At 55.1% G+C, this 24,836-nt stretch carries 24 protein-coding genes and 1 pseudogene; 7 read left to right on the plus strand and 18 right to left on the minus strand.

Going from position 1 to position 24,836, the window contains the following annotated elements; all coding sequences use genetic code 11:
- Positions 1–59 precede the first annotated feature (59 nt).
- The 15 genes and pseudogenes from FOY96_RS14510 to gspC all read right to left on the minus strand — a co-directional run bounded on the left by FOY96_RS14510 (position 60) and on the right by gspC (position 16,454).
- Positions 60–1,895, minus strand: a complete 1,836-nt coding sequence (locus tag FOY96_RS14510) for a chitinase (protein WP_033145065.1) — start codon at positions 1,893–1,895, stop codon at positions 60–62.
- 142 nt (positions 1,896–2,037) lie between these two features.
- Positions 2,038–2,490: a type III secretion system invasion protein IagB gene (iagB, locus tag FOY96_RS14515; protein ID WP_143347306.1), complete on the minus strand. Its 453-nt coding sequence runs from the start codon at positions 2,488–2,490 to the stop codon at positions 2,038–2,040.
- Positions 2,491–2,623: 133 nt separating this feature from the next.
- Positions 2,624–5,389, minus strand: a complete 2,766-nt coding sequence (locus FOY96_RS14520) for a glycosyl hydrolase family 18 protein (RefSeq protein ID WP_143347307.1) — start codon at positions 5,387–5,389, stop codon at positions 2,624–2,626.
- Between the two features lie 257 nt (positions 5,390–5,646).
- Positions 5,647–6,444 (minus strand): prepilin peptidase, encoded by a 798-nt coding sequence (locus FOY96_RS14525; protein ID WP_143347308.1) that lies wholly within the window; start codon positions 6,442–6,444, stop codon positions 5,647–5,649.
- Complete coding sequence (locus tag FOY96_RS14530) at positions 6,441–6,926, minus strand: type II secretion system protein M (protein WP_033145062.1); 486 nt, start codon at positions 6,924–6,926, stop codon at positions 6,441–6,443. The genes FOY96_RS14525 and FOY96_RS14530 overlap by 4 nt, the downstream gene beginning before the upstream one ends.
- On the minus strand, positions 6,923–8,068 hold the full coding sequence (gene gspL / locus FOY96_RS14535) for a type II secretion system protein GspL (protein WP_143347309.1): 1,146 nt from the start codon (positions 8,066–8,068) through the stop codon (positions 6,923–6,925). The genes FOY96_RS14530 and gspL overlap by 4 nt, the downstream gene beginning before the upstream one ends.
- A 15-nt stretch (positions 8,069–8,083) precedes the next feature.
- On the minus strand, positions 8,084–9,103 hold the full coding sequence (gene gspK, locus FOY96_RS14540; protein WP_143347310.1) for a type II secretion system minor pseudopilin GspK: 1,020 nt from the start codon (positions 9,101–9,103) through the stop codon (positions 8,084–8,086).
- On the minus strand, positions 9,100–9,780 hold the full coding sequence (gene gspJ, locus FOY96_RS14545) for a type II secretion system minor pseudopilin GspJ (RefSeq protein WP_143347311.1): 681 nt from the start codon (positions 9,778–9,780) through the stop codon (positions 9,100–9,102). The genes gspK and gspJ overlap by 4 nt, the downstream gene beginning before the upstream one ends.
- Positions 9,773–10,156, minus strand: coding sequence for a type II secretion system minor pseudopilin GspI (gspI, locus tag FOY96_RS14550; RefSeq protein WP_023310955.1), 384 nt, complete (start codon positions 10,154–10,156; stop codon positions 9,773–9,775). Before gspI ends, gspJ begins: the two co-directional genes overlap by 8 nt.
- Positions 10,149–10,634 (minus strand): type II secretion system minor pseudopilin GspH, encoded by a 486-nt coding sequence (gene gspH / locus FOY96_RS14555; protein ID WP_023310954.1) that lies wholly within the window; start codon positions 10,632–10,634, stop codon positions 10,149–10,151. The genes gspI and gspH overlap by 8 nt, the downstream gene beginning before the upstream one ends.
- Positions 10,634–11,083, minus strand: coding sequence for a type II secretion system major pseudopilin GspG (gene gspG, locus FOY96_RS14560; protein WP_072210895.1), 450 nt, complete (start codon positions 11,081–11,083; stop codon positions 10,634–10,636). The genes gspH and gspG overlap by 1 nt, the downstream gene beginning before the upstream one ends.
- A gap of 2 nt (positions 11,084–11,085) precedes the next feature.
- The gene (gene gspF / locus FOY96_RS14565) at positions 11,086–12,294 is read right to left on the minus strand and encodes a type II secretion system inner membrane protein GspF (protein ID WP_058842131.1); all 1,209 of its coding nucleotides are present in this window, start codon (positions 12,292–12,294) and stop codon (positions 11,086–11,088) included.
- Positions 12,294–13,772 (minus strand): type II secretion system ATPase GspE, encoded by a 1,479-nt coding sequence (gene gspE, locus FOY96_RS14570; RefSeq protein WP_143347312.1) that lies wholly within the window; start codon positions 13,770–13,772, stop codon positions 12,294–12,296. The genes gspF and gspE overlap by 1 nt, the downstream gene beginning before the upstream one ends.
- Before the next feature lie 12 nt (positions 13,773–13,784).
- Positions 13,785–15,710, minus strand: a complete 1,926-nt coding sequence (gspD, locus tag FOY96_RS14575; protein WP_143347313.1) for a type II secretion system secretin GspD — start codon at positions 15,708–15,710, stop codon at positions 13,785–13,787.
- Positions 15,711–15,723: 13 nt separating this feature from the next.
- A pseudogene (gene gspC, locus FOY96_RS14580) lies at positions 15,724–16,454 on the minus strand (type II secretion system protein GspC).
- A 300-nt stretch (positions 16,455–16,754) separates the two neighbouring features.
- Between gspC and FOY96_RS14585 the strand changes: the two are divergent.
- Both FOY96_RS14585 and FOY96_RS14590 read left to right on the plus strand, forming a co-directional pair.
- Positions 16,755–18,329: an ExeA family protein gene (locus FOY96_RS14585; protein WP_143347314.1), complete on the plus strand. Its 1,575-nt coding sequence runs from the start codon at positions 16,755–16,757 to the stop codon at positions 18,327–18,329.
- Positions 18,329–18,943, plus strand: coding sequence for a hypothetical protein (locus FOY96_RS14590; RefSeq protein ID WP_143347315.1), 615 nt, complete (start codon positions 18,329–18,331; stop codon positions 18,941–18,943). The genes FOY96_RS14585 and FOY96_RS14590 overlap by 1 nt, the downstream gene beginning before the upstream one ends.
- Before the next feature lie 18 nt (positions 18,944–18,961).
- On the opposite strand, the gene FOY96_RS14595 is transcribed toward FOY96_RS14590, so the two are convergent.
- From FOY96_RS14595 to FOY96_RS14605, 3 genes are all read right to left on the minus strand, one after another.
- Complete coding sequence (locus FOY96_RS14595) at positions 18,962–19,585, minus strand: helix-turn-helix domain-containing protein (protein WP_058842134.1); 624 nt, start codon at positions 19,583–19,585, stop codon at positions 18,962–18,964.
- A gap of 260 nt (positions 19,586–19,845) precedes the next feature.
- Positions 19,846–20,676, minus strand: coding sequence for an N-acetylmuramoyl-L-alanine amidase (locus tag FOY96_RS14600; RefSeq protein ID WP_143347316.1), 831 nt, complete (start codon positions 20,674–20,676; stop codon positions 19,846–19,848).
- Complete coding sequence (locus FOY96_RS14605) at positions 20,673–20,996, minus strand: heavy metal-binding domain-containing protein (protein ID WP_143347317.1); 324 nt, start codon at positions 20,994–20,996, stop codon at positions 20,673–20,675. The genes FOY96_RS14600 and FOY96_RS14605 overlap by 4 nt, the downstream gene beginning before the upstream one ends.
- A gap of 97 nt (positions 20,997–21,093) precedes the next feature.
- Here FOY96_RS14605 and FOY96_RS14610 point away from each other — a divergent pair, with 97 nt between their 5' ends.
- The 5 genes from FOY96_RS14610 to artM all read left to right on the plus strand — a co-directional run bounded on the left by FOY96_RS14610 (position 21,094) and on the right by artM (position 24,709).
- Positions 21,094–21,612, plus strand: a complete 519-nt coding sequence (locus tag FOY96_RS14610; RefSeq protein WP_045403666.1) for a lipoprotein — start codon at positions 21,094–21,096, stop codon at positions 21,610–21,612.
- Positions 21,613–21,838: 226 nt separating this feature from the next.
- Positions 21,839–22,567: an arginine ABC transporter ATP-binding protein ArtP gene (gene artP, locus FOY96_RS14615; RefSeq protein WP_023310942.1), complete on the plus strand. Its 729-nt coding sequence runs from the start codon at positions 21,839–21,841 to the stop codon at positions 22,565–22,567.
- 19 nt (positions 22,568–22,586) lie between these two features.
- Positions 22,587–23,318: an arginine ABC transporter substrate-binding protein ArtI gene (gene artI, locus FOY96_RS14620; protein ID WP_033145049.1), complete on the plus strand. Its 732-nt coding sequence runs from the start codon at positions 22,587–22,589 to the stop codon at positions 23,316–23,318.
- A gap of 6 nt (positions 23,319–23,324) precedes the next feature.
- A complete protein-coding gene (gene artQ / locus FOY96_RS14625; protein WP_023310941.1) occupies positions 23,325–24,041 on the plus strand; it encodes an arginine ABC transporter permease ArtQ in 717 nt (238 codons plus the stop codon).
- Positions 24,041–24,709 (plus strand): arginine ABC transporter permease ArtM, encoded by a 669-nt coding sequence (gene artM, locus FOY96_RS14630; protein ID WP_023310940.1) that lies wholly within the window; start codon positions 24,041–24,043, stop codon positions 24,707–24,709. Before artQ ends, artM begins: the two co-directional genes overlap by 1 nt.
- The last annotated feature ends 127 nt before the right edge of the window (positions 24,710–24,836 follow it).

Below are 24,836 nucleotides of genomic sequence, written 5' to 3' on the forward strand. Positions count from 1 at the left end.
ACGATGAGAAAAAAACGGCAACCCGAAGGTTGCCGTTTGTCATTTTGCTGTTTTGCTGATTACAGCGCAGTCCACGCGTCCTGCCATGCAATCCCTTTACCTGGCTCGTAGTAGGATGGCGCGTTATTGCACCAGCCGCTGTACGGATAAGGTTTGCACTGGAACAGCTGGCCGCGGTTGTTAACGATATCGCCTGCTTTCCATTTGGTTTTGGAAGTCCAGGTCGGGTAAGTCCCGGTCTGGCCGCCGTTGGTCTGCTTAGCCTGTACGTTCAGCGTATAGGTGGTAGTGCTGCTCAGCTCGCCGTCACTGACGGTAAGGTTGATCGGGTACTGCGTCGCCGCCGCCACTTCCGGTGCATTGAACGTAATAATCGCTTTATCATCGCCGCTTACGGTCTGGCCGTTCGGAGCCGTCCAGGTATAAGTCAGGTGGTTACCGTCTTCGTCGGTCGAGCCAGACGCATTCAGAGAAACAGATTTACCCGCTTCAACCGCCCCCACCGGACCGGCGATTTTTGCTATCGGCGCATGGTTTACCGGCGCTGGCGTATTATCTTCCGGAGCCGGGGTGTTATCGTCCGGCACCGGCGTGGTGTTGCCTTCGTCCGTTGGGTCGACAGGGGTCGGGGTCGGGGTCGGAGCTGGCGTGACGCTACCGCCGTCGGAAGTGCCGTCTTCACCCACCACGTTGACGTTGAAGTAATGCTTCACGCATTTGGTGTAGTCACCCTCTTTAAAGGCGCTGAATGGCGTCTGGTAACCCACCAGCTGGCAAGAGTAAGTCTGGCCTGACGGGGTATCCGCGCTCCATCCCCAGTCCTGTTCCCAGTAGATCTTCAGCGCGCCGGCACCGCCTTCGTCGAACTGCTTCATGTTGGCGCAGCCCAGCACTTCGTTAGACGGAACAGGCACCTTCAGGTAGTTGGCGAACTCTTTGTAGTATTTGATACGGTTTTGAGACTGGGCGATCTCAGTCGGGCCACCGCACTCCACGCCGCCGTTGATGATCTGCGTGGTCACGCCGAAGCCCGGAACCAGACCATTCGCCTTATCGTGATCGTTCGGCTGCCAGGTGCCGTCGATAACCTGCAGCATGCTTGGTTTTGGCGGCTGCGGGTAGGCGAAGAAGAAGATCGCGGAAGCAAGGTTCAGCCAAGTGTCCGCCACCAGCTCAGGTTTGTCCAGCAGTACGCGGACGTCGCCGTACATCGCTTCAGAGAACGGGCCGTAGTTGTAGTTATAGGAGAGCTGTTTCGCACCGCGACCAAAGTAGCTAACGAAATCGCCATCTTTGTCTTTACCGCACGGCCAGGTCTGACCCTGCCAGACATCCGGGTTACATTCGCCGTTATAGCCGCCCTTCTGACCTTCGCTCCAGCCCATCTCACGCACGTAAACCAGCGCCTGACGCCACTCGGCTTCCGGACGCCAGGACTCGTGGCCGCCAGTTTCCTGCGCGAAGTGCGCGAACATGGTTGCCAGAGACTTACGGCAGATGGCATCGCTGTTACGACCATCGGTATAGGTCTGGCACAATGCCGGGAATTTACCGACCGCTTTCAGGAAGTTGCTGTAGGTATATTCCGGCGCACGCAGTGGGAAGAGATATTCCCAGTCGCTGGCCTTGATAATCCCTTCCACGCGCTTGACGTTTTCCGGGTTTGTCGATTTACCCGGCTCAATTTGTTCCACCAGGCTGTTGTCCAGCGTGCGGATGGTTGACTTCACTGAAGCCATCAGCGGGAAGTTGGTCAACTCCTGCTCTTTCTTCTGCAGATCGCTGGCCTTAACGGTGTAAGGTTCGCTGCTGGCCTGCAGCTGGGTTGCCTGAGCCATAAACGGTGCAACACATGCGCCCGCAATAAGAACACTGAGTAATGTTCTTTTGTTCATGTCAATGGTCCTCTTAATTATATAAAGGGTATATAAAAGTTAATTTGTTTCGCGGTTTATTTATTAATCATTTAATAAATAAACCCGGGAGCAGTTTTCGTTTTATGAAGAACACCAGTTGGTACTCTTCAAAAAACAAAAATCAATAATAATAACGATTACGGGTGCTACGTTTTAATTTCTGATATTTATTCCAGACCTTACGGGCATAGACCATGCGCTGCGGGTAATTCTCTTTTTTCAGACCCGCGTTATAGGCGCCGACCGCCTCCCAGTTATAGCCATAAACTTTAATCATTCCGGATAATATCGATGCGCCAACCATAATCGAGGTGCAGGGCTCGGTAATTAACCGGTACTCATTAATGCCTTTTCGCTCCAGCTCGGAAAAATGTGAACTATTAATCTGCATCAGGCCGACATCACGCGTTCCATCATTATTCTGTCCAATCGCATTGGGATTCATTCCCGATTCAATATTAGCAATGGCATACAACAGATAAGGATCCACATGGTAATAACTGGCGGCTTTATCCCAGCAGTTGGCAAAGACGCTATGGCTTATTATCAGCAACAATAAAAATAACGTTTTCATTTTCAGTCCGGCTCTTTTTCATTGTCTCCTTACGCGCTTATCGCGCTGTTTCCTGATTTACGGCCCACGCCCGTCTCGGGACGTGGACCGTGATGGCGGGCAAGTTACTTACCCGCATCGTTATGGCTATGACTTACTGGCAGTCAGCCGCAGGGCCTTTTTTCACCCATACATCGCTGCTACCGGGTTTATCACCCTTCGTCCACCATTTCGCGGTGTAGGAGTAACCGTTGTAGGTAGTGGTGTCGCCGCCGTTATAGACCACGTCGGAGCGCCAGTTGAATTTCACCTGACTGACCAGCTCCCATGCATCCACACCGAAGCCCGGCTGGTTGCCCTGAGTCCAGTATTTTGCTTTCCAGACCAGGTTGTCGAAGCTGACGGTATTGCCCGCGTTGTAAACCTTGCTTGCACTCCAGGCAGCGTATTTGCTGGCGTTGGCGTCAACAGGCTTATCGCAGCTACTGGTGGCAGAACCTTCGTCAGACGGCGTATTGCCTTCATCGGATGGGGTGTTACCTTCGTCAGACGGCGTGTTGCCTTCATCGGATGGGGTGTTACCTTCGTCAGACGGCGTGTTGCCTTCATCGGAAGGGGTATTGCCTTCGTCAGACGGCGTTTCCGCCGCTTTAGGCGTTACCGTCACCTGCACGTTAGTCTGTACGCTGGACTTGCCATCGCTTACCACCACGGTCAGCGTGTACGTTGATTCCGCGTCCACGTCCGGTGCGGTGATGTTCAGGTTCGCGGTGTCTGCGCCTGTCGCCTGCATATTCGCAGGAACGCTCCAGGAGTAGGTCAGCGCGTCGCCATCAGGATCGTTAGCCTGAGCGTGCAGAGAGTAGCTCTGGCCCGCTTCCAGCGTCACGGCTTCCATCTGGTTCACGACCGGCGCCTGGTTTGCTTTCGGCGCTTTGTTCACGACCTGGACGTCAGCGGTGCTGCTCAACCCTTTCGCATCAGTGACCGTCAGGCGGAACGCCAGAGTCTGGTTACTGGTGACAGCGGCAACGTTGAAGGTCGCTTTCGCTTTGGTGCTGTTGGTGAGGGTCACCGACGGGCCAGAGATCTGCGTCCACTTGTAGGTGATGGCATCGCCATCCGGATCGGTAGAAGCCGAGCCATCCAGGGTCACCGTCGCCGGACCGGTTACGCTCTGGTCAGCGGAAGTCGCCACCGGCGCATGGTTGGTCACCACCGGATCAACCGGCGCAGCGCCGCCTGTCAGGCTTTCATTCATCGCGTTCAGAATGTCTCCGGTATCGGAGTCGATCGACCAGGCAAACAGACCGCCCAGGTTTTTCGCCAGCACATACTGACCTTTCGCCGTTGCGGAACGCGCATCTTCATAGGTGATCAGATCGCCGGTGGTTTTGTTAAACAGATACGGCGCTTCAGCGGTAGCATCATAGTTGTATTCCCAGCCCGCTTTGCCTTTGTACTCGTTAACGATCTGACGATAGTCAACCACGCCCGGTTCCCAGGTCCCTTTCACCATGCCCGTTGCCGTGCCGGTGAACGGGTTGTTATTGCTGTAACCGTGAACGCCGGTCCAGCCGCGGCCATACATGGCCGTCCCCACGACAATTTTGCCGGGCTGTACACCCTGCGCCAGCAGCGCATTGACGCCGTTTTCGGTGGTGTAATTGGTATCCGGTTTGTTCGCCGGCGCACGCAGTGCCGCCTGGTGACCCAGATCGGTATTGCTCCAGCCGCCGTAGAAGTCGTAGCTCATCAGGAAGATGTGATCCATGTACTGCTGGGCAGTGGTGTAATCAACGTCTTCAATTTTGTCGCTGCCTGAACCGATTGCTGAGGTCAGTTCAAAGGTACGGCCGGTTTCGGCTGACAGTTCATTCATCATGGCGCGCAGTTCGCGCATCAGTGCGGTATACGTCTCTTTATCCTGCTGTGGGTTGCCCAGCGTTTCGTTCTGACCGCCGCCGCCCGGGAATTCCCAGTCGATGTCCACGCCGTCGAAGAATTTCCAGGTTTTCAGGAAATCTTTCACGGAAGCCACGAAGCGATCGCGGATCGCTTTGTCATGCATTTTGAAGAACGGATCGGAGAGGGTCCAGCCACCGATAGACGGCAGCACTTTCAGCCCTGGATTGGCTTTCTTCATTGCCATCAGCTGGCCGAAGTTGCCTTTATAGGGCTCGTCCCAGCTGTCGAGGCCAGTCCGGGATTGCTGCAGTGCGGCCCACGGGTCGTGAATCGCCACCTGGAAGTCCTGACGGCCCGCACAGGCGCGCTTCAGCGCTTCGAAGCTGTTACCCCCTTCGATGGTTTTCAGGCTGTCGTTGATGCCATCGCCGCCGCAGATTGGAATGAAGCCATACAGAATGTGGTTAAGGTTAGCTGCCGGGATTTTATCCACCGGGAATTTACGGTCATAAACGCCCCACTCAGGGAAATAGGCACCGACCACTTTATCGGTATGCTTAGAGAGGGTTTTATTATTTTCCTGCATGGTGGTGTTAAGCGGCAGCAGATGGCTACCGTCGGTATCCGCGACGATAATCAGTTTGCTGGCGCTGGTGCTGCACCCGCTGGCGTTGCAGAGTTCAACCGTTTCCTGATAGCGACCGCCTTTGGTCACTTTAAATGTTGCCGTGCCGGACATGCTGCCTGCACCGGTCCAGACGGTTTTGCCGTCGAGCAACACTTTCGCTGAAGTCGGCGCCGCGCCGCTCCAGACATCCCACTGCACTTTAACATCGGCGCCATCATGGACTTTGACGAGGTTGTTGTAAGCAGTAGCAGACTGATCAACTTCGACAATGGCAAATTTATCATTACCACTGGCGATAGTTGCTTTACCTGGCACGGCTGCGAACACCGGGCTTGCAGCCGCTGCAACGAAGAGTGCCAGATATTTAGGCTTCAGAAATTTCATTATTTGATCCTGATAATACGATTTGTGAAATTAAATACCCATGCTTTTCCATTAAACATGGACAAACGTTATTTACTGATAAATTAATCGTGAACGTTTCTGGTTCGCGAAAGACCTGCTTATTATTGCGCTGTACCTTCCTCCACTCATAAACTTCGACAAATGTTTTATTGCGTAGAGAAGAATACAGCGGGGAATTTATTTTCGCCTTTCATTCCCCCGATGAAAAAATTTCAAAAAAAACTTGACTACATTATTTAAAAAATGAGATGTGGGATTTGCGCGATAAATACAACCAGCCCGGAAAATGCAATATATGGACCAAAGGAAATAAGGTTATTTTTATTCTCAAAGGGCTTTAACAGGCAATGCATGATAATGCCCCCCAGCGCCGCGATCAGCACAATAGAGGGCAACGCTTGCCAGCCACACCAGGCGCCCAGCGCCGCCAGCAGCTTAAAATCACCATAGCCTAATCCTTCCCGGCCGGTCAGCAGGCGGAATGCCCAGTAAACCAGCCTGAGCGACAGATATCCCGCCACCGCGCCATAGATAGCATCGGTCAGCGGTAGCGTACGGAACAGGGCATGGAACATCAGCCCCGTCCACAGCAGCGGCTGGGTCAGGCAGTCCGGCAGCAGCATATGGCGCGCGTCGATCACCACCAGCGGCAGCAGCAGACTCCACATCACCCACAGCGCGATCAGCACCAAAAACGACGGCGCCAGCGCGGCGCTGGCGGCAAAGAAGAGAGCGCTACATACTTCCACCAGCAGCAGTCGCAGCGGAATCGCGCTATGGCAGTGGCGGCAGCGGCCGCGCAGCGCACACCAGCTAATGATGGGAATATTTTCCCACGCGCTCAGGGCGTGGTGGCATTCCGGGCAGTGAGAGGCGGGAAACAGCAGATTGCCTGCCCCCTCTTCTTCCATTACCAGCGGCGGAATACGCTCCGCCACTACGCCGAGGAAACTGCCGAGGATCGCGCCCAGCGCTCCGCTCATGACGCACAGACCCGGCAGATTCGCCTGCTGCAACAGCATTAGTGGGTTCATGCGCTTTTCGCCCAGCTCAGCGTAATGTGCGCTTTCACGTCACTCTGACGATCCACCGGCGTCAACGCGAGTTTCTCCAGATGGATACCGGAAGAGACGTTCATCTCACGCAGCCAGTTTTGCAGGGCAGAAACGCTGACGCGCTCGACATCAAAGGTCAGCGACTGCTCTTCCTGACGCACGTTTGTCAACGCGACGTGCACGACTTTGGCACTTTCTTCCACCACGCTGCGCGGGTTCGGGGTATTGACGATTCTGGACTGGAGATGGTTTTTATCAATTTCCTGGCGCATCCAGTTCAGCGTCTGCTTCTGCTTAAATAACACGGCCTCGTTATTTTTGATGAGAGTATCGAGCGGCATCATCGCGCCGTAATAAACCATCGCGCAGCAGAGTGCCCCGCCGCAGAGTTTAAATAAATTACGCTCGCGTGGACTGTAATGTTGCCAGCGGTTTTTTAACTGGGCTATTTGCGTTTTCATTTATAGCTCCCGGTAATAATGGCGGTATAAGGCGCCTCGCCGGAAATCGGCTGCATCGTAAATTCAAAGGTTTCGGCGCTGCGGGCGACAAAATCCTGCAGGGTCTGTTTATCCATGGATTTCACATTCAGCGTCAGCTGATTTTGCGTTTCGTCATATTCCACGTTATTGATCTCCAGCGACGGCAATGACTGCCTGATTTGATTCAGCGCTTCGAGCTGCAGGAAGATCCCTTTCTTCGCCTTGCTGATATTTTGCCCGACGTAGTATTTCAGGTTGCTGGTCTGGCGCAGGGTCGGGAAATAGTGCTGCGCTACGGTGGTCATCTCCCGGTGGATCTCGTTTTGCTGATGCGTGAGCATCCACGCCATACCAACGCGGGGGCCGATCAGCAGTCCGACGCAAAGCAGCGCCGCCGCCGCGAGGGCCTTTTTCGCGTGGCGAAAACGCGGACCGCTGGCGCTGCGCCCGGAAAACTCCCCGTGCAGCATGTTGATACGACAGCCCTGCCACTGGGGCTGGATCAGCACCAGCGGATGCTGCCATGCCAGCCATTCATCCACCTGTACCTCCTGCGGCGCATCGCCGTAGCAGCACACCTCACCCGCCCGGCATTTACTCAACAGCAGCGGCAGCAGGACCGTATCGGCTTCGCCAGCGCTGCCGGGGGAAAAACGCAGCCAGTAGCTCTCCTCCAGGCTCACCAGCGTCGTGCCCCCTTCGCTCACCGGCAGCAGCCAGGCATCCGGCAGCGCCTGGGCCACCGCGAGCCCCGCCTGAGCGAACAGCTCCAGCCAGTGGCGCAGACGTTCAGCGTCGATGGCCACGGCATCCACTTCCGCCCCCTTTTTGTTCAGCACCGTCCAGTGCAGCGTATCTACCTCGCCGAGCAGCGTCTCTTCCGCCATCCACGAGAACTGCGCCGTCTGGGCGGAAAGTCCTTTTTTCGGCAGGGTAAAATGACGAAAGATCGTCTCGCTCGCCGGCAACAGCAGGCACACCTGCTGAGAAAGCGGGTGGCAGGAAAGTTCGCTCAGTGCGCTCCAGCCCGTCAGATATTCCACCCGATCGTTACCGGATTCACACCACCAGATTTTGCCGTCCTCGCGGGTGTCGGGACGAATAAAAAGCACTTTTTTCATTATCATCTACTTATCTTATTCAACCATTCGGTAGCGGCGTTGCCAGGTCACGACCTTGCCAGCCTCACTGTCAACGTGAAGCTGGCTGACGACGCGCAGCGTTAAATCATCGGTGTTGCCGGTGGTTTCCACCCGAAAATAGCGACTGTTGACCGCAACCCTGTCCTGAATCTGCGCCAGGATATCTTTGGTCTGCGGATAGTTGCTCTCCAGCACTTTGCTGAATGCCTCCAGCGACGCCCACCCCTCCTCCGGGCGTGAATCGATCAGGCGGGCAGCGTCGTCCGTGTTTAGCACGCCGGTAAAAACCGCCGCCAGCAGCGGCGCCTGTTCGCGTGTTAAGGTATTGACATTTATGGTGCCATCCGTATCCGGCAAGGCGCACAGCAGCTTGCCAGCCTTCGGCCACGCAGCCTGCGGAAAGGCGGGCAGCAGTCTGATTTCGTTGATGGTGCGCATCATTTGATTCGCCGGACCGCGGGCGGGCGTCACGCTCGCCCAGGCGTCGACCTCCTGGCCCTGTTTCGCCGTCACGTCGTCGGCGTCAAGATAATCCACCAGCTGCTGGTAAATCTCTTCTGCCGCCAGCGTACCGACGCCACTTTCAGCCAGCAGCTGTTCGATAATCTGCTCTTTGACCGGTTTTTCCGGCAGCGCAGTTGGGTCGGCCGGGGCCGCTGGCGCCGCGTCACCGCCCAGCAGACTATTGACGTTAAAGCAGGTCCGGGCATCCTCCACCTGACTCACCACGGTGTAATTATCCCCGTGGGTTTTCAGCGGCTGTGCCCAGTCACCTTGCGGCGACAGCCCCGCCCCTTCTGAACTGGCCGCTTTCTGCAACACGTTTTCCAGTACCTTCTGTTGACGGGCAATGGCCCAGCGCAGCGTCTGCTGGCTGACCTGATAATGCGTTTTTTGCAGGTGGCGGCAGAACTGCTGACTGATTTTCGCCGCCAGGGCGGACATCATCACCAGCAGGATCAGCACCACCAGCAGCGCCACGCCACGCTCTTTTCGCGCTGTTTTGCCGCTCATGAACTCACTCCTGGATCGACTGCCGTATCGGGCTGCGGGGTTGTTACGGGCTGGGCCGCATTCTCCGCTGCCGGCTGCGCCGGGTCCGCATTCGTCTCTTTTGGCGCGGTCTGGATCTCAGGCATATCGCCGGGAGTGAGAAAAACCCAGCGCCAGGTTTCGCCGTTTTCCATGGTCAGATTCAGCTCAACGCCATCAGGCTGATGGGCGATGTCGGTCCATTTTTCCTGCCAGCCCTCGTGCCAGAAGCGCCATTTCATCTCTTTCACATCGCTCAGAATCGGCACTTCTTCCGGCTGCGCGCTGGCAGGACCGTCGATAGCAGCCCAGACGTTGCGCCACAGGCGCTTGTCCTTTAGCGTCCAGCGCACCCGCTCCAGCTGCACCTGGCCGCTGATGCCGTTCAGGGTTGTCATTTCCACACCATTCTGCTGCTGGACGAACACCTCGCCGCTGTTGCGCGGCGCGCGCGCCTGTTGCTGATAAAAGTCACGCGAGAGGAGGTTGTACGTGCGCTGAAGCGCCGTCACTTTTGTCGCCGCCTCGTCGCTGGCCGTCGAGGTGCGCATCGCGCCGTCGAGCGTTTGCCAGGCGAGAATGCTGATCACCGCGAAGATGGCCAGCGCAATCATAATTTCCAGCAGGGTAAAGCCCTGCTGACGCTGCACCTTACTCACGATCCACCTCCGGTTCGGCGAGCTGAAGCGCCACCACCGGTTGCGCATCGCTTGCTTCGCTGTAAACCCGTACCTCATCGGCAAAGGTATTTTCGGCGGTTTTCACCCGCTGGATATGCCAGGTCCAGGTTTGTCCGCCCATGGTTTCGGTGCCCACCTGCTCGGCGTCCGGGAAGTCGGTCTGAGCCAGTTGCGCTTGCGCCAGTTGATTTTCCGCCACCCATCCGGCCTGCAGCGTTTCCGACAGGCTGTGGGTAAAGCGCACGTTCAGGGTGACGGAGTTCATCAGCGCCAGCGCCGCGGTGGAGAAAATCACCAGCGCCACCATCACTTCCAGCAGGGTCATCCCCTGCTCTTTGGTTTTGCGTTTAGTCATCGTTTTCCACCACCACGGGAACAGAGCCCTGTGACGTCACGTGAAAGCGCTGCTTTTTATCCAGGCTTTCGAGGCTGAGCGTGAAGCGGCTAAGCTCGCCGTCCGGCAAAAAAATGATTTGCGGTTCATCGTCCAGCGTGGCCGCCAGCGTTCGCGATGAGAGAGAGACATGCATCTCCTCAGGAAACTCGCCGCGGGTGGCGATCCGCCCCGACTTTAACGGTGCCCAGTGGCGCTCGCCGTTATTTACAACCTGCGTCACCAGTTCAAATTCTGACGAGGTCATCACCAGCCCGACAATATTTCCGTCCATTACCGCACGGTCAGAACCATATTCAACGAGGGATTTTAGCTGCTGACCAAATGTATCTGCGCCGCTGCGTGATGGAATGGTAGTGACCACCATCATGGCGCTCAGGGCGAATATCACCAGCGCCACGATAATTTCCAGCAGGGTAAATCCACGTTGCTTATTCATTACTTAGCTTTTTTATCAAAAGACCAGTTGCTGATATCGTCGGCAGTATTAGCTTCTGCATCCGGACCGGCTGAGAAAATATCAACAGCGCCATGTTCACCCGGGCTGACCAGAATATAGTCATTGCCCCATGGGTCCTGCGGCAGGCGACGAATATAGCCATCGTCACGGTAGCCTTTCGGAACAGGCGCAATTTCAGGTTTGGTCACCAGCGCCTGCAACCCCTGCTCGGTGGTCGGATAGCGATGGTTGTCGAGTTTGTACATATCCAGCGAACCTTCCAGCGCCACAATATCGCTGGTCGCTTTCTGAATATCGGCTTTTTCTTTATTGCCCATTAAATTAGGCACAACCATACTGGCCAGCACACCGAGAATAACGATAACTACCATTAATTCGAGCAGCGTGAACCCCGCCTGACGCTTCAGGCTATTTTTTTTCAAAGACATGATTAACCCACCATATTATTAAGTTGAAGAAGCGGTTGTAATATTGAAAGAACGATAAATAAAACAACGGTCGCCATAGTTACTACCAGTGCCGGTTCAAATACCGACAGCGTTAACGTAATTCGATGCTGTAATGCAGATTCCTGGTTTTCCGCCGCACGATCCATCAGCGAGCCCAGCTCGCCGCTCTCCTCCCCGGAGGCCACCATGTAGAGCATGGTGGGTGGAAAAATTCTCGCCTGTTCCAGCGCGTTGTAGAGGGATGCCCCCTGGCGCACGGTGTCCGCCGCCTGCTCAAGCACCTGCCGGGCATAGAGGTTTTCAATCCCGTCCATCGCGATGTACATCCCTTCCAGCAGCGGAACGCTGCTGGCCTGCAAAATACTCAGCGTACGGATGTAGCGCGCGCTATTGATGGCGCAGACCAGTTTTTTCAGCGGTGACTTTAGCAACAGCCACCGATGATAAACAAATCGGTTCTTTTCTACTTTTATCCAAAATTTAAAGCTCGCCGACGCCCCGAACAGGCCGCTGGCGATAACGATGCCCCAGGCCTGTAAAAAGTCGCTCACCGCAATCAGCGTGCGGGTGGTCATCGGCAGCTCTTGTTTCATGTGGGTGAACTGGTCGATGACCTGCGGCACCACGGCGACCAGCAGAATGGAGATCACCGCGATCGCCACCACCGTCAGGGTAATGGGGTAGACCATCGCCTGGGTGAGCTTGCTTTTCATCTTCTGGCGCTGCTCGTTGTACTCGGCGAGCTTTTCCAGCACGCCACCGAGATGACCGGTCTTTTCACCGGCCATCACCAGGGTGCAGTAGAGCTTGTCGAAGCTGCGCGGAAACTGGCTGAAGGCGTCGAACAGCGTGTGACCTTCCACAATCTTGTCGCGGATCTCGGTCACCATCGCCGCCAGGGTTTTATCTTCCGTCTGCTTCGCAATCGCCTTCAGCGCACTCTCCAGCGGCAGCGCGGCATTGACCAGCGTCGCGAGCTGTCGGGTAAACATCGACAGCACCGGAATCGACAGTTTTGCCCCTTTACGGGCGTTTTTTCCCGCCGCCGGATCGCTGGTCGGCGCAATGTTCACTGGCATCAGCTTCTGTTCGCGCAGCATCTGGCGCACCTGCTTTGGCCCTTCGGCCTGCAGGGTGCCGCGCTGGGTTTTCCCCGCGGCGTCCGTCGCGGACCACGCATACCAGGCCATTACGCATCCCCCCCGCGCTCGGCGGTGACGCGCATCACCTCTTCCAGCGAGGTCACGCCTGAGATCACCTTCAGCAGACCGTTTTCACGCAGGCTGTAGGCCTCTTTGAAAAGCTGCGTTTCGATGGACATCTCATCTTTGTCTTCATGGATCGCACGGCGCATGGCGCTGTCGACCACCAGAAATTCATGGATGCCTGCGCGTCCCTGGTAGCCGCTCTGGCGACACTGTTCACAGCCCACGGCGCGATAAATCGCTTTCGGCGGCGTTTCCATAAAGGTGAACAGCGCTTTCTCATTGTCATCCAGCGGACTGGACGTGCGACAGTGCGGACACAGCCGACGCACCAGACGCTGGGCAATGACGCCAAGCAGCGACGAACCGATTAAAAATGACTCCAGCCCCATATCACGCAGACGGGTAATAGCGCCCGCAGCGCTGTTGGTGTGCAGCGTGGACATCACCAGGTGTCCGGTGAGCGAGGCCTGTACCGCGATTTGCGCGGTTTCCCCGTCACGAATTTCCCCGATCATCACCACGTCCGGGTCCTGGCGCAGAATGGCGCGCAGTCCGCGCGCGAAGGTCATGTCCACGCGCGGGTTGACCTGGGTCTGCCCTACCCCTTCCAGTTCATACTCGATCGGGTCTTCCACGGTCAGAATGTTGCGTTCATGGCCGTTAAGCGCCGACAGCAGCGCGTACAGGGTGGTACTTTTCCCCGAACCGGTCGGGCCGGTCACCAGGATGATGCCGTGCGGACGTTCAATCAGTCCCTTTAACTTCACCAGCTCTTCGTCAATCAGACCGAGCTTGTTGATGTCCGGCTTAAGGTTGCTTTTGTCCAGCAGACGCATCACCACGCGTTCGCCGTACTGAGACGGAATAGTGGAGACACGCACGTCAATGGCCTTACGACCAATGCGCAGCGAGATACGACCGTCCTGGGGAAGACGTTTTTCGGCGATGTCCAGTCTGGACATCACTTTGATACGCGACACCAGCAGCGGCGCGAGCTTGCGCGCCGGCTGCAGCACCGGACGCAGCACGCCGTCAACGCGAAAACGAATGCTCAGGGTGCGCTCGAAGGTCTCGATATGAATATCGGAGGCCCCCTCTTTCACCGCTTCGCCCATAATGGCGTTGATCAGGCGGATCACCGGCGAGTTCTCGTCGTTATCGAGCAGATCTTCGTTGTCAGGGATCTCCTCGGTTAACGCCATCAGGTCAATATCGGCGTCCATGTCGTCCACCAGCTGCTGCGAGACGCCGCTGTTCTGCTGCCAGATGTTGGTCAGCAGTTCGTCAAACGCTTCCGCCGTCAGGATCGTCGGGGCATAGGAGCGCCCCAGCACGCGGCGCATCTCCAGCAGGGCATACGCCTGCGCATCCTCGCGGATATAAACCTCATCGTTATAGAACAGGACCCCGTTCTCTTTCGCCCAGGTGCTGGTACAGAGCGCATTACTCATCTCGGTCATGTCGCTTGCGCCTTATTCTTTAAACGGGTTGCGGGACGACACCGGCGCACTGGCGCTCACCGGCGCGGTATGGCTCTGGGACGGATAGACTGGCAGCATCGGTGAATCCGCATTCTCTACGATGCCCAGCTTGTGCTCTTCCATACGCTGCTGCTGACGCGCCTGGATCTGCTCATATTTCTCTTTCGACGCCGCGCCGTAGTTGTCGTCGTCGCGCAGTACGGTGGTGTGGATAAACACCATCAGGTTACGTTTGGCGCTGTCCTGGGAGGTATAGCGGAACAGCTGACCCACAACCGGAATATCGCCCAACAGCGGCACTTTCGAGACCGACTGTTTGGTGACGTTTTCCATCAACCCTCCCAGCACCACCGTCTGCCCGCTGTGGACCATCACTTCGTTGTTGATGGTGCGGGTGTTGAACGTTGGGCCCAGGCTGGCATCGGCCGTCGAGGTGTTATCCACGCTGGAAACTTCCTGCTCGATCTTCAGATGGATCATGTCGCCATCGTTGATCTGCGGTACGATTTTCAGCTTCGTACCGACGGTTTTACGTTCCACCGAGTTAAAGACGTTATCGCCGCTGGTGGTCTGCGAACCGGAGAGGACCGGAACATCCTGACCGACGTTGAACGACGCCTCTTTGTTATCCAGCGTCACCACGCTCGGCGTCGACAGAATGTCGTTTTTGCCGTTAGTGGACAGCGCCGTCATCAGCGCGCCAAAGTCGCCGTTAAAGAAACCGGTCGCCAGGCCCGTATAGCTGCCAATGACTTTTGACTTCTTGATCTGGCTGATCGGCAGGCCGGTCGAACCAAACTGAACCCCACCGTGTTTACTGGTCCACTGCACGCCCAGATCCAGACCGTTACCGTCCTGAACTTCGGCGATGATCGCCTCCACCAGCACCTGCGGACGGCGGATATCCAGCTTGTCGATCACTTTTTCCAGTGAATTCATGACGTTTGGCTGGGCGGTGATCACCAGCGAATTGGTAGACTCGTCGGCGGAAATATTCAGATCGCCTGCCATCGGCGCGGCTTTGCTCTTGCCACCGCCCGCTTTATCCTTCAATTGCTCGCCGATCCCCGTCAGCACCGGCACCACTTTGCTGGCGTTGGCGTATTTCAGGTAGAAGACGCGGGTGTTGCCCTCGTTGTTCTGCTCGCGATCGAGCTGGGAGATCAGCGTCCGGGTGCGCTGACGCGCGTCCGGGCTGCCGCTGATCACCAGGCTGTTGGTTTCATCGTCGGCGACCACTTTGGTCGCCAGCTGCGGGGCGTTTTGCCCTTTCTGCTCTTCATTGTTGAGGTTGTTCAACATGTCAGAAAGCTCTTTGGCCGAGGCAAAACGCAGTGGCACGATTTCACGGCGCTGGACGCCGCTTTGGTCCACACGCTGCACCAGATCCACCAGGCGGTTAACCACCGAGGCTTTGCCGGTTAACAGCAGCACGTTTGACGGTTCAAAATGGACCACGTTGCCGATGCCGGAGGCGTCGTTCAGCTGACGCAACAGGGGGGCCAGCTCACGTACCGGAACGTTCTCCATCCGCACCACGCGGGTGATGACTTCGTCGCCTTTGCCAGGGTTTTTGCTGTCGGCAATGGGTGCGCCCGACATGCGGGCCACCGAAGAGCGCACGACTTTCACCATCCCGTTATCCATCGGAATCACCGACAGACCATAGAGATCCAGCACGCTCAGGAAGAACTGGTAATATTCATCTTCCGTCAGTACGTTGTAGGTGCGAACCGACACCGTTCCCTGAACGGAAGGATCGACCAGAATGGTTTTATTGAGGTTACGCCCGACGGTATCGATAAATTCGCGGACATCGGTATTTTTAAAACTGGCGCTAAAGTTCGCCGCGAACAGCGAACCTGAATATAACGACAATGCGGTCAGCGCTACGCACGCCCATGGAAATTTCTTCATGTCTGTACACTTATTAATTGTTTAGAACATTGACCCGAATATTTTCAAGGTGAGCGTGACGCCGAATAACGACATCCGCCTCTTTCATTTTTGACCAGCGGGCAACAATCTCTTTTGCCTGCGCCTCTTTAGTCATATCCACATCGTCAACTTTTACCACCACATCACCTTTTTCCAGGCCAGCATGGCTGTAGAAAGGCGACGCATTGCGTGGATTAATGTTGTAGCCTTCCAGCTGGCCTTTTTCGATTAATGGTTTTAACACCAGATAATCATCCAGATGCAGATTATCTAACCCTGCATCTTTCTTCGATTTGGTTACCGGGGCGCTGTCAACGCCGCCTTTGAAATAGTCTGGTTTTTTAAGTGAAATAACCTGCGGCGCGCCTTCATAATTCACCACCACATTATCAGGATGAATTTCGGCAATATAGGCATTGTCAAAACCGGCGAGCATTTCGCCCTCGCGATAGCTCTTTTGTCCGGCGGGGGTTTTTATCACCGCAAAGGACAGCCAGGCTTCATCGCTGCTGAGAATACCTTCGATTTCCGCACTGAGCGGCTTTTTCACCGCCGCTGGCTGTTTCGCTGGCATCACCGCCGGCGAAAAAAGTACAAACTGGTTTTCATCGTGACTTTTTTTTGCATATTCTTTTTTGAATCAGATAACCTGTTCGTCACTTTTTTATAATCTTTATAAACCATATACCCTTGCTGGCCGCAGAAAATAAGCAGCACAAACATGACGCAGGGCATAATCAATTGAGTAACAAATGACATACGCATTTTTTAACGAGCCTTTCTGCCAGTCAGTAATTCACAGCACTGGGCTGTATGAGTGAGTGGCGTAAATACTAATGTGTTTCCTCGCCCCCGCCCATTCACACTTCCGCTAACAATAATTTAGAAAAAGATTGATCGTTAAATAAACCTATGATAGAGGCGCAGACAGAATATTTTTATCCTGCATTCAAATTGCCCCTTCCGCCTATATCCTTTACTTTTCCGGCTCCTTGCTATGAATCAAAGAGACGGTAATACGCTATGTATATGCGCCATTTTAATTTCACTACCCAGCCTTTCCGGGCTATCACCCGGATGTCAGGTGATTTTTTTGTTCCGTATCATCAGGATGTGTTCGGTTTGCTGAAAGAGAAGTGCCAGACAACAGGCGTCACTGCGCTCTTTAGCGACGACAGCTATCTCGCCTCGCAGTTTTGCGATGCGCTGAAAAAGCATGAAGGCACGCTGCTTGCCATTAACGCCTTCCCAAAACTCAGCGCCAGCGGCCTGCTCTATAAACTCAACGCCACCACTAAAGAGAGCAAAACCCGGATCCAGGCTATTGATGCCGTGCTGCGTCAGTGGCAGGACGAGATGGTGTCCCGCAAAACCACGCGTAAAGTGCTGGTCATTTTGCATATTCAGTCGATGAAAGCGAATTGCCATGACGCACTGTCCATGTTGTTAACCCGCGCGCAGGAGCTGGATGTGCCTCTGTCGGTTGTGCTGATGGGATCGGCCGACCAGGAAGCCGCCCTCCAGCAGTCCGGGTTGCGTGAATCTCTTCATACGCATCACACGCTCCGGCCCCTCACCTGCCGCGAGTCCCTGAGCTATGTTCAGGCCCAGTGTGAAGCACATGGCAGCGACGCAACGCCGTTCACCCGGGCCCGCATGCGCAAGATGCATGTTCTGACCAAAGGACAGACAGGTAAACTCAACGAGCTGGCGCACCTTGCGATGCTAGCCGCCTGGACCGAGCGTTCAGCGCAGGTATCGCCGCGCCATCTGCGCCTCGCTGCAGGAGAAGTTCTGCCGGCGAAACCGAAGGGCAAACGCCTTGCCGTTATGGGCCTTTTTGCCTCCGTACTGTTTGCCGCCTGCGGCTGGACATTGATGCCCACCATTACCGCCAGACTGCCGGTACAGCTGCCCGTGATGGCCAGCTGGAAACCGCAGGCGCCAAAAACCGACGCCCCAGCGGTGCCGGTTATTGATAATGAAGTGGTGAATAAGCCCGATGCGATGCATCAGCTCTATACCATGTGGGGTTATGACGCCACGATGGAAGAGGCGCTCTGCCAGAACGCCGGGCAGGTCAATCTGATGTGTAAGGAGGGCAGCGCTCCGGTCGAGGAGCTGGCAAAAGAGGGTTACCCGTGGATCGGCGAGATCAAAACAGGCGATCACCTGAACTATGCCGTGGTGGCCAGAGTAGATGATAACTCGCTGGATCTGCTGATGAATAATCGCACCTGGCAGGTGAGCCGCAGCTGGTTTAACCAGCATGCGACCGGCAATTACACCCAATTGCACCGCCTTACGCCGCAGGGGAAAGATGCCGTGAGCGCCGAAAGCAGCGCCAAAGATCTGGGCTGGATGGATCAGCAGCTTAGCCTGGCGCTGAATCTACCTGAAACCCATACAAAGGCGTGGACGGCCGAACTGATGCAACGTACCCGCGAGTTTCAGCAGAAAATGCATCTGCATGTGGACGGGATTGCGGGTGAAGATACATTGATGCAGTTAATGCGTGAAACCAGGACTACGCCAAGCGTACTTATTCAGTCCGCAAATATATCTGCGACCCCCACCGCGCAGGAGAAACATTCATAATGTCGACGATTACTCTGGCTGCCCAGCGCAGCTATACCCTGAACGCACCGGTCTGGTTTTCTTACCGGCGCCCCTCGCTGAAAAAAGCGGTCTGCGCCACCCTGCTCTGGGTGGTGGGAATAGTGATGACGATCGCTGCGGGACTCTATGCTCATCTCTACTGGGATCTGCGCCATCCGGCACCTGAGCCAATAAAAGCAAGCGCCGTTAAGCCAGAAACGACGCTATCGGATATGCATTATGTCTATGTCAGTAAACCGTTCCCGCAGCCTGAACCAAAGCCAGAACCGGTAACAAAAGAGATGCCGCCGCTGCAGGAGATGCCCATTGATAGCGGCGATGCCGACTGGCAGCAGGCGCCCGACGGTGAAATGCCGAATAATCTTTCCCGGGATACACTGCCAGGGACAGAAGTGAGCCATTCTGCTATCCCCGAACGGGATAATACCGGTCAGACAGTTGATGACGGGGCGATCAAGGCATTATTGATGAAGGCGTTAAAAGAGCAGGAAAAAGATTATTCGCAAGGGAAAATGCCCGCGCCTCCTGTAGATGAATCCACGGCAGGAACGCAGGCAAATAATGTAATGAACCATAGCCCTCCTTTCAGTTAAAAAGGAGATAAATAGCGATTAATATTTCTCCGGCAATGCTGATAAATACATAAGGCGGCCTTTCTCAACCTGAATATAATTACCTTTTTTCAGGTCGGCGAGTATTTTAATAATGGTACTGCGGGCCAGGCTGGTATATTCCTGAATATAGTCATAAATATTGATATCGCGCTGATGGTGCACAATCAGTTCGTTAATTTCCAGCAAGAACTCGCGAACAATCGAGTACGCGCTGCGGGCCACCAGCACTTCGTCACGCTTGCTGAGCAGGCAAACGTACCAGGAGAGGACTTTACTCAAGGCTTCCCACAGGTTTTTTTCGCTTATCAGACGGACAAAATCATCTTTTTTAATGGTGCGCACCACGGTATTGGCACGAACCAGGCCGTACATATGCGTTGAGTTGTAATAAATAGAGGAGAGACCAAAAATACATTTATTCTGTAAGGTGAACATACACAGTTCATCCGACTCGCGGCGGAATTCAACTTCACCGCTCACGATAAAATGAATATCTTCGTTGTTATCGGTACTGATACGCTGCCATTTGCGTAAGGTTCTTTCTTCAAAACCTTCAGTTGCCGCGATAAGGGCGTCAAGTTCTGCTTGTGGACGGCTATTTTTACTGTAGATACTTAACATTGTTATACCTATTAATATTAAATTGAAAAAGGTGAACGTGTGCAATCACAGCGCATAAATGCGTAGTCCATTTAACAAATGTAAAGTAAAGCTAAGCCGTTAGAACATCCGTATTTCTTATTTGTCGTGCTGATATATTGTCAACCACGTTTGCGAGTAATTTCGACTGAGGAAACTATAAAACATTTACGACGTGAATGTGATTAAAAAATCAGTCCAAAAGAAGACCCTATAAAGGTGAAGTCGGGTAACCCGAAGGATTACCCCTGCCCGTAGCGCTCCAGCAGCGCCTCCGCGATAGCCAGCGTTTCGCGATCGGCCACGCCGTCCCAGCGCGCCGGGCGAAAATGCATCTGAAACGCGACGATAACGCGCTTCTGCTGCGCGTTCGTCATGTTATCGGTCACCTCATAGCCGTAGCGCGACAGGAGATCGAGCAGCACCTTCGGCTCCACGAGCTCATCGCGCGGCTTGCCGTTCAGGTAAAACGCCACCCGCGCCGGGTCGGGCCATGCACCAATCCCCTGCTGCGCCAGCTCACGCCAAGGGAACAGCGGGCCGGGATCGTCTTTGCGCTGCGGGGCGATGTCCGAATGGGCCACCACGTTTTCAGGTCTGATGTTGTAGCGGGTAATAATGTCTTTGGCGAGCGGAACCAGCGCCGCAATTTGCGCAGGCTCAAACGGCGTAAAATGCTTAACGCCCGACGTTTTTTGCCAGCCGCGGTTCTCCAGCTCAATGCCGACAGACGTATCGTTAATCCGGTTGGTGCCGCGCCAGAAGCTGATGCCCGCATGCCAGGCCAGTTCGCTTTCAGGCACCAGCTGCCAGATGCGGGGCTTACCGTCCGGAGCAGGGGGTTTAGCCGGGATCAAATAGTGGGAGCTGACGTTCTTATCCGTCAGCGTGGCCAGCGAGCTGTCAAAGTCATCTGCGGTGTAGTGGATCACCAGCACCTTGATGCGCGGGTAAGCCGCCTGCGCCTGATGACGCGTGTCCAGCTCGTAGGCGCCTTTGTCGATAATCCCTTTTTCCGTGGCACACCCTGCCAGCAGCAGCGCCAGCAGGAGCGTGGCAAGCGAACGCGTCATCGGAGGGTTTTCACCGCCGTACCGCTTACGCTCATCATCAGCATGCTGGCATCTTTCCCGACCGTTTCGTAGTCGATATCAATCCCCACAACCGCATCAGCGCCGAGGGCTTCCGCCTGCTCGCCAAGCTCTTTAAAGGCGATTTCGCGCGCTTTACGCAGCTCTTTTTCGTATGCGCCCGAGCGGCCGCCAACGATATCGCGGATACCGGCAAAAAAGTCGCGGAAGATATTAGCGCCGAGAATGGCTTCGCCGGTAACCACACCGCAATACTCGGTTATTGTCTGCCCTTCCAGGGTTGGCGTTGTTGAAAACTGCATGGTTTCTCTCCTTCTTTAGCGTTCAATGCCTTAGGCACAGCATTATCGGTTCGTTACGCTATGATTGAAAGGATAGTTAATAAATAAGGAAATCAACATGCGCTATTCTGCTTTAACACTTTTGGTGCCCTGCGCGCTGGTGCTCAGCGCCTGTACCACCACGGTCACGCCAGCCTTTAAGGATATCGGTACCCGCAGCGGCCCCTGCATTGAGGGCGGCCCGGACGCCGTGGCGCAGCAGTTCTATGATTATCGCATTCAGCACCGCAGCAACGATCTCACCGGCCTGCGCCCGTATCTGAGCGACGGTCTGGCAAAACTGCTTAACGACGCCACCCGCGATCCTCAGCACAACACATTGCTGAAATCCGATCCGTTCTCCAGCCGCACCACGCTGCCGGACAGCGCCGAAGTAGCCAGCGCGTCAACCATCCCAAATACCGATGCCCGTAATATTCCGCTGCGCGTGAAGCTGACGCAGGGAACCCAAACCTGGCAGGATGAAGTGCTGATGATCCGTGAAGGACAGTGCTGGGCGGTAGACGACGTGCGCTACGTTGGCGGCAGCGTTCATGCCCCGGCAGGCACGCTGCGCCAGTCGATTGAGAATCGCTAAACCCGCCGATACAACCCGGTAACCCCCGTAAAATGTGCGGCATTTCATGCGGAATGCCGACATTTATACTCGCCGACCTTACCGTTCGCTATTTTGTGCTATGTTTAAGAGGAAACACGGGTTATATTTAACTTTTAACGCATAAATATTGCATAACTATTCTGTCAACGGTACTATCTGCGGCCTCAATTGCTATAGATTGCCTGGATGAGTAAAGACTGCCCCGATGAGTATTAAACTAAACGGCATTAACTGCTTCTACGGCGCACACCAGGCGCTGTTTGACATCACGCTGAACTGCCCGGAAGGCGAAACGCTGGTTTTGCTTGGCCCAAGCGGTGCAGGCAAAAGCTCCCTTCTGCGTGTCCTTAATCTGCTTGAGATGCCCCGTTCAGGTACGCTGGCAATTGCCGGTAACCATTTTGACTTCGCTAAAACGCCGTCTGATAAAGCGATTCGCGAACTGCGTCAAAACGTCGGCATGGTCTTCCAGCAATACAATCTCTGGCCGCATCTGACCGTCCTGCAAAACCTGATTGAAGCGCCGTGCCGCGTGCTGGGGTTAAGCAAGGATCAGGCGATCGCGCGCGCTGAAAAGCTGCTGGATCGTCTGCGCCTTAAGCCCTACAGCGACCGCTATCCGCTGCACCTTTCCGGTGGTCAGCAGCAGCGCGTAGCCATTGCCCGCGCGCTGATGATGGAGCCTGCGGTACTGCTGTTTGATGAACCGACCGCGGCGCTGGACCCGGAAATTACCGCCCAGATCGTCAGCATCATTCGCGAGCTGGCGGAAACCAATATTACTCAGGTTATCGTCACCCACGAAGTGGAAGTGGCGCGTAAAACCGCCAGCCGTGTGGTCTACATGGAAAACGGGTATATCGTTGAGCAAGGTGATGCGAGCTGCTTCGCGAACCCGCAAACCGATGCCTTCAAAAACTATTTATCTCATTGATTGTGTCAGGGGAAATATAATGAAAAAAGTATTACTTGCCGTGCTGCTTGCTGGCGTTACCCTTTCCGCTACCGCAGCTCAGACCATTCGTTTCGCCACGGAAGCCTCTTACCCTCCGTTTGAGTCCATTGATGCGAACAACAAAATTGTTGGCTTCGACGTGGACCTGGCTAACGCCCTGTGTAAAGAGATCGACGCGACCTGTACCTTCAGCAACCAGGCGTTCGACAGCCTGATCCCAAGCCTGAAGTTCCGCCGTATCGACGCCGTGATGGCCGGTATGGACATCACCCCGGAGCGTGAAAAGCAGGTTCTGTTCTCTACGCCTTACTACGACAACTCCGCCCTGTTCATTGGTCAAAAAGGTAAATTCACCTCTGTCGATCAGCTGAAAGGCAAAAAAGTTGGCGTGCAGAACGGCACCACGCACCAGAAATTCATCATGGATAAACATCCGGAAATCACTACCGTTCCGTATGACAGCTACCAGAACGCGAAGCTGGATCTGCAAAATGGCCGTATCGACGGCGTATTTGGTGATACCGCGGTCGTAACCGAGTGGCTGAAAGCCAACGATAAACTGGCGCCAGTGGGCGACAAAGTGACCGATAAGGATTACTTCGGTACCGGTCTGGGGATTGCCGTTCGTCAGGGCAACACTGAGCTGCAGCAGAAATTCAACGCTGCGCTGGAAAAAGTGAAGAAAGACGGCACCTACGAAACCATCTACAAAAAATGGTTCCAGAAGTAATTCCTGATGAATGAAATTTTTCCTTTAGCAAGCGCCGCCGGGATGACCGTCGGCCTTGCCGTTTGCGCACTGATTATCGGCCTCGTGCTGGCGATGTTCTTTGCGGTGTGGGAATCCGCGAAATGGTTCCCCGTCGCCTGGACAGGCTCCGCGCTGGTCACCGTGCTGCGTGGGCTTCCGGAAATTCTGGTGGTCCTGTTTATCTATTTCGGCTCCTCACAGCTGCTGCTGACGCTGTCGGACGGTTTTACGATCAATCTTGGCTTTGCGCAGATCCCGGTGCAGATGCAGATTGAAAACTTCGACGTCAGCCCGTTCCTGTGCGGCGTGATTGCCCTCTCCCTGCTCTACTCCGCGTACGCGTCGCAAACCCTGCGCGGTGCGCTGAAAGCCGTGCCGCAGGGTCAATGGGAGTCGGGTCAGGCGTTAGGTCTGTCGAAATCAGCGATCTTCTTCCGTCTGGTCATGCCGCAGATGTGGCGCCATGCCCTGCCGGGCCTCGGCAACCAGTGGCTGGTGCTGCTGAAAGATACCGCGCTGGTGAGCCTGATCAGCGTTAACGATTTGATGCTGCAAACCAAAAGCATCGCCACCCGCACCCAGGAGCCTTTTACCTGGTACATTGTGGCGGCGGCTATCTACCTGGTGATCACGTTGCTCAGTCAGTACATCCTCAAGCGTATTGACCTGCGTGCGACGCGCTTTGAACGGAGACCAGGCTGATGCTTGAATATTTCCCCGAGCTGATGAAAGGGCTGCACACCAGCCTGACGCTGACCGTGGCGTCCATTATCGTGGCGCTGATCCTGGCCCTTATCTTCACCATCATCCTGACGCTGAAAACGCCGGTGCTGGTGTGGATTGTGCGCGGCTACATCACCCTGTTTACCGGTACGCCGCTGCTGGTGCAGATCTTCCTGATTTACTACGGCCCGGGCCAGTTCCCGTCGCTGCAGGAGTATCCGGTTATCTGGCATCTGCTTTCTGAACCGTGGCTGTGTGCCCTGATTGCCCTTTCGCTGAACAGTGCGGCCTATACCACCCAGCTGTTCTACGGGGCGATCCGCGCCATTCCGGAAGGACAATGGCAGTCCTGCGGAGCGCTGGGCATGAGCAAGAAGGACACGCTGGCGATCCTGCTGCCGTACGCCTTTAAGCGCGCGCTTTCCTCTTACTCCAACGAAGTGGTGCTGGTGTTCAAAAGTACCTCTCTGGCCTACACCATCACCCTGATGGAGGTGATGGGTCACGGACAGCTGCTGTACGGGCGCACCTATGACGTGATGGTGTTCGGCGCGGCAGGCGTGGTTTACCTGGTGGTTAACGGCCTGTTGACGCTGATGATGCGCCTGATCGAGCGTAAAGCGCTGGCGTTTGAGCGCAGAAATTAACTACGCGAGTGCATAAAACGGTATTTATGGAGCGGGTAACCTAATGGGTTATCCGCTTTTTTTTATGATGAACACAATATTTAATCATTTTTATTGCATACAAATTCATTAACTGGCATTGTACATC

Origin of the sequence: Enterobacter asburiae (assembly GCF_007035645.1) — a bacterium.
GTDB lineage: Bacteria > Pseudomonadota > Gammaproteobacteria > Enterobacterales > Enterobacteriaceae > Enterobacter > Enterobacter asburiae_B.

Excerpts from the sequence above, each read along its gene's own strand:
- FOY96_RS14510 (WP_033145065.1), bottom strand. The coding sequence starts at position 1,895 with ATGAACAAAAGAACATTACTCAGTGTTCTTATTGCGGGCGCATGTGTT.
- artP (WP_023310942.1), top strand. The coding sequence starts at position 21,839 with ATGAGTATTAAACTAAACGGCATTAACTGCTTCTACGGCGCACACCAG.
- artM (WP_023310940.1), top strand. The coding sequence starts at position 24,041 with ATGCTTGAATATTTCCCCGAGCTGATGAAAGGGCTGCACACCAGCCTG.
- gspK (WP_143347310.1), bottom strand. The coding sequence starts at position 9,103 with ATGAGCGGCAAAACAGCGCGAAAAGAGCGTGGCGTGGCGCTGCTGGTG.
- FOY96_RS14525 (WP_143347308.1), bottom strand. The coding sequence starts at position 6,444 with ATGAACCCACTAATGCTGTTGCAGCAGGCGAATCTGCCGGGTCTGTGC.
- gspH (WP_023310954.1), bottom strand. The coding sequence starts at position 10,634 with ATGAATAAGCAACGTGGATTTACCCTGCTGGAAATTATCGTGGCGCTG.
- FOY96_RS14605 (WP_143347317.1), bottom strand. The coding sequence starts at position 20,996 with ATGCAGTTTTCAACAACGCCAACCCTGGAAGGGCAGACAATAACCGAG.
- FOY96_RS14610 (WP_045403666.1), top strand. The coding sequence starts at position 21,094 with ATGCGCTATTCTGCTTTAACACTTTTGGTGCCCTGCGCGCTGGTGCTC.
- gspG (WP_072210895.1), bottom strand. The coding sequence starts at position 11,083 with ATGTCTTTGAAAAAAAATAGCCTGAAGCGTCAGGCGGGGTTCACGCTG.
- gspF (WP_058842131.1), bottom strand. The coding sequence starts at position 12,294 with ATGGCCTGGTATGCGTGGTCCGCGACGGACGCCGCGGGGAAAACCCAG.
- iagB (WP_143347306.1), bottom strand. The coding sequence starts at position 2,490 with ATGAAAACGTTATTTTTATTGTTGCTGATAATAAGCCATAGCGTCTTT.
- gspI (WP_023310955.1), bottom strand. The coding sequence starts at position 10,156 with ATGACTAAACGCAAAACCAAAGAGCAGGGGATGACCCTGCTGGAAGTG.
- gspD (WP_143347313.1), bottom strand. The coding sequence starts at position 15,710 with ATGAAGAAATTTCCATGGGCGTGCGTAGCGCTGACCGCATTGTCGTTA.
- artQ (WP_023310941.1), top strand. The coding sequence starts at position 23,325 with ATGAATGAAATTTTTCCTTTAGCAAGCGCCGCCGGGATGACCGTCGGC.
- FOY96_RS14585 (WP_143347314.1), top strand. The coding sequence starts at position 16,755 with ATGTATATGCGCCATTTTAATTTCACTACCCAGCCTTTCCGGGCTATC.
- FOY96_RS14520 (WP_143347307.1), bottom strand. The coding sequence starts at position 5,389 with ATGAAATTTCTGAAGCCTAAATATCTGGCACTCTTCGTTGCAGCGGCT.
- FOY96_RS14600 (WP_143347316.1), bottom strand. The coding sequence starts at position 20,676 with ATGACGCGTTCGCTTGCCACGCTCCTGCTGGCGCTGCTGCTGGCAGGG.
- gspL (WP_143347309.1), bottom strand. The coding sequence starts at position 8,068 with ATGAAAAAAGTGCTTTTTATTCGTCCCGACACCCGCGAGGACGGCAAA.
- artI (WP_033145049.1), top strand. The coding sequence starts at position 22,587 with ATGAAAAAAGTATTACTTGCCGTGCTGCTTGCTGGCGTTACCCTTTCC.
- FOY96_RS14595 (WP_058842134.1), bottom strand. The coding sequence starts at position 19,585 with ATGTTAAGTATCTACAGTAAAAATAGCCGTCCACAAGCAGAACTTGAC.
- gspE (WP_143347312.1), bottom strand. The coding sequence starts at position 13,772 with ATGACCGAGATGAGTAATGCGCTCTGTACCAGCACCTGGGCGAAAGAG.
- FOY96_RS14590 (WP_143347315.1), top strand. The coding sequence starts at position 18,329 with ATGTCGACGATTACTCTGGCTGCCCAGCGCAGCTATACCCTGAACGCA.
- FOY96_RS14530 (WP_033145062.1), bottom strand. The coding sequence starts at position 6,926 with ATGAAAACGCAAATAGCCCAGTTAAAAAACCGCTGGCAACATTACAGT.